General features: G+C 71.2%; 3 protein-coding genes. All 3 read left to right on the top strand.

Annotation, left to right across the window (positions count from 1 at the left end; genetic code table 11):
• The first annotated feature begins 162 nt into the window (after positions 1-162).
• The 3 genes from RWO33_RS20080 to RWO33_RS20070 are packed head-to-tail and all read left to right on the top strand — an operon-like array spanning position 163 to position 2,593.
• The gene (locus RWO33_RS20080; protein ID WP_314107216.1) at positions 163-609 is read left to right on the top strand and encodes a hypothetical protein; all 447 of its coding nucleotides are present in this window, start codon (positions 163-165) and stop codon (positions 607-609) included.
• Positions 606-1,283 carry an HrpE/YscL family type III secretion apparatus protein gene (locus RWO33_RS20075; RefSeq protein ID WP_314107214.1) on the top strand — a complete coding sequence of 226 codons (678 nt, stop codon included), beginning with the start codon at positions 606-608 and terminating at the stop codon, positions 1,281-1,283. Before RWO33_RS20080 ends, RWO33_RS20075 begins: the two co-directional genes overlap by 4 nt.
• Positions 1,280-2,593: a FliI/YscN family ATPase gene (locus tag RWO33_RS20070; protein WP_314107212.1), complete on the top strand. Its 1,314-nt coding sequence runs from the start codon at positions 1,280-1,282 to the stop codon at positions 2,591-2,593. Before RWO33_RS20075 ends, RWO33_RS20070 begins: the two co-directional genes overlap by 4 nt.
• Positions 2,594-2,682 lie beyond the last annotated feature (89 nt).

Genomic DNA, 2,682 nt, shown 5'->3' with positions numbered 1-2,682 from the left:
TGCCACGCCTTGGCTGCGCTGGGCGCTGGTGGCCGGCGCCGCGGCATTGCTGGGTGCGCTGGCGATCCTGGCGACGGTGCGCCGACCCAAGCGGCTGAGCCCGCGCGAGCGCGACGCAGTGCTGGCGCGCATGCGCGGTTGGCTGGCCGAAGGAGGCACCCCGTGAGCAGCTCCCGCGGCGAACGCAAGTGCGCGCTGATGCTGTCCACGCTGGCACTCGGCGACCAGCGCCGGCTCCTGGCCGCGCTGCCGCCGGCGTCAGCGGCGCGCATCCGCGAGCTGTTGGTACAACTGCGCGCACTGCGGCTGCCGATGGCCGATTTTGCCCAGGCACTGCTGGCCGATGAAGTGGCCGGGCTGACCAGTGACACCTCGCTGGACGTGACCCAGCTGATGGGCCTGGCGGAGCGGCTGCCAGACGCCTGGTATGCGCGCATGCTGGCCGCCTGGGGCGAGGTCGACCGTTCCTTCTGCGTCTCGCTGCTGGAACGGCCACGCGGTACCCGCGTGGCGGCCGAACTGACCGCGGTCCCGCAGCTGCCGCCGCGCCTTGCCCAGGCACTGAAAGCCGAAGCGGTGCACCTGGCCGCCGGGACGGCACGCGCATGATCCAGCGGATTGCCGCCGACGATGACCGGGTAACCGGCCTGGGCAGCTTCTTCCAGCCACCGCTGGCCGCGCTGGGCGCGGTGCCGGTGGCGCCGACGCCGGTCGACGCCGAAGCGCTGCGTGCGCAGGTCCTGCAGGACGCGCGCGCGGAAGGTCACGCACTGGGCCTGCAGCAGGGGCTGCAGCAGGCCGACACGCAGATCCGCGAGGCGGCGGCCAAGGCCGAACAGGCCTGCGTGGCGCGTCATGCGCAGGCCGAGGCTGCGGTGGAGCAGCACCGGCAACAGCTGGCGCAGTGGCTGCAGGCGTGGCCGGCGCAATGGGAAGCGGTCCAGGCCCAGGTGCTGGAAAGCGCTGCGCTGATCGCCTACACCGCGCTCACCCGCGTGCTGCAGGAGTTGCCTGCCGCCGAACGCATCGAACAGATGTGCCGGGTTGCCGTCGCCGGCCAGGCACAGCGACCGCTGACCCTGCGCTGTGCACCCGGCGAGGCGGCGATGGCCGCTACGCTGGAACTGGGCGGCGTGCAGGTGGAGGCCGATGCGCGGCTGCTGCCGGGGCAGTGCCGCCTGCAGACCCCGCTGGGTACCGATGACGTGGGCCTGGATGTCCGCCTGGACCAGCTGCGTAGCGCGTTCCTGGAAGGCCTGGCCAACGCCGGGGCGCGCCCATGAGTACCGCCGTGCTGCTGGATGCCATTGCTGCCGCGCCGATGGTGCGTCGCCTGGGTGAGGTGTGCTCCTACAACGGGCTGGTGATTGAAGCGCAGGGCCCGGAGGTCGGCGTGGGCGAGCTGTGCCACATCGAGCGCAGCGGTGCGGCACCGATCCTGGCCGAGGTGGTGGGGTTCCGCAATGGTCGTACCCAGCTGATGCCGTTCGGCGAGATCGAAGGCCTGGCGCCCGGCCTGCAGATCCGCACCTGCGAGCGCAGCCTGGCGGTCCCGGTAGGCGATGCCCTGCTGGGCCGGGTGGTGAACGCCTTCTGCGAGCCGGTGGATGGGCAACCCCTGCACTGCGAGCGCCGTTACCCGTTGCGTCGCGCACCGATCAATCCGCTCGAGCGTGCGCCGATCACCGCTGCGGTCAACACCGGCATCCGTGCCATCGATACCCTGCTCAGCTTGGGCGAGGGCCAACGTATCGGCGTGTTCGCCGGCAGCGGCGTCGGCAAGAGCACCCTGCTGGGCGCACTGGCACGCGAGGTCAAGGCCGACGTGACCGTGCTGGCGCTGATCGGCGAGCGCGGCCGCGAAGTGGGTGATTTCCTGCGCAATTCTCTAGGCGACGCGGGCCTGCGTCGCTCGGTGGTGATGGTGGCCACCGCAGACGAGTCGGCCGTGACCCGGGTGCATGTCGCACATGCCGCGCACGCGGTGGCGGAATACTTTCGTGACAGCGGCCGCTCGGTGCTGCTGGTGATCGATTCCATGACCCGGTTTGCGATGGCGCAGCGCGAGATCGGGCTGGCCACCGGCGAACCGCCCACCTTCCGTGGCTACACACCGTCGGTGTTCGCCCAGTTGCCGCGTATGCTGGAACGCTGCGGCAAGCTGCGCAGTGGCGGCTCCATCACCGGCATCTACAGCGTGCTGGTGGAAGGCGATGACATGAACGAGCCGGTGACCGACCATATGCGCGCGATCCTGGATGGGCACATCGTGCTCTCCCGCGAGCTGGCTGCGCGCGGCCACCACCCGGCCATCGACATCCTGCACAGTGCCAGCCGGGTCATGGATGCCGTGGTGAATGCCGGACAGCTGGCGTTGGCGCGCGAAGCGCGGCGGCAGCTGGCGTTGTATGAAGGCTCGCGCGACCTGATCGAGCTGGGCGCGCACCAGCGCGGGGCCAATCCGGCGCTGGACCGGGTGATCGACGGTCGCCCGGCCCTGGAAGAACTGCTGCGCCAAGCCCCCACTGAAACCACGCCGACCGCCGAGGCGTGGCAGCGGCTGGCCAGCGCAGTGCAGGGGGGCGAGGCATGAGCGAGCGCAGCAAAGGCCTGCGCGCCCTGGAGCGGTGGCGCGGCTTCGACGAGGACCGCGCCAGCGTGGCACGCCAGCTGGCCGTGCAG

The organism is uncultured Stenotrophomonas sp. (genome assembly GCF_963519925.1).
Taxonomy (GTDB): Bacteria; Pseudomonadota; Gammaproteobacteria; order Xanthomonadales; family Xanthomonadaceae; genus Stenotrophomonas; species Stenotrophomonas maltophilia_AE.
This window is presented reverse-complemented; position numbering and strand designations above follow the sequence as displayed.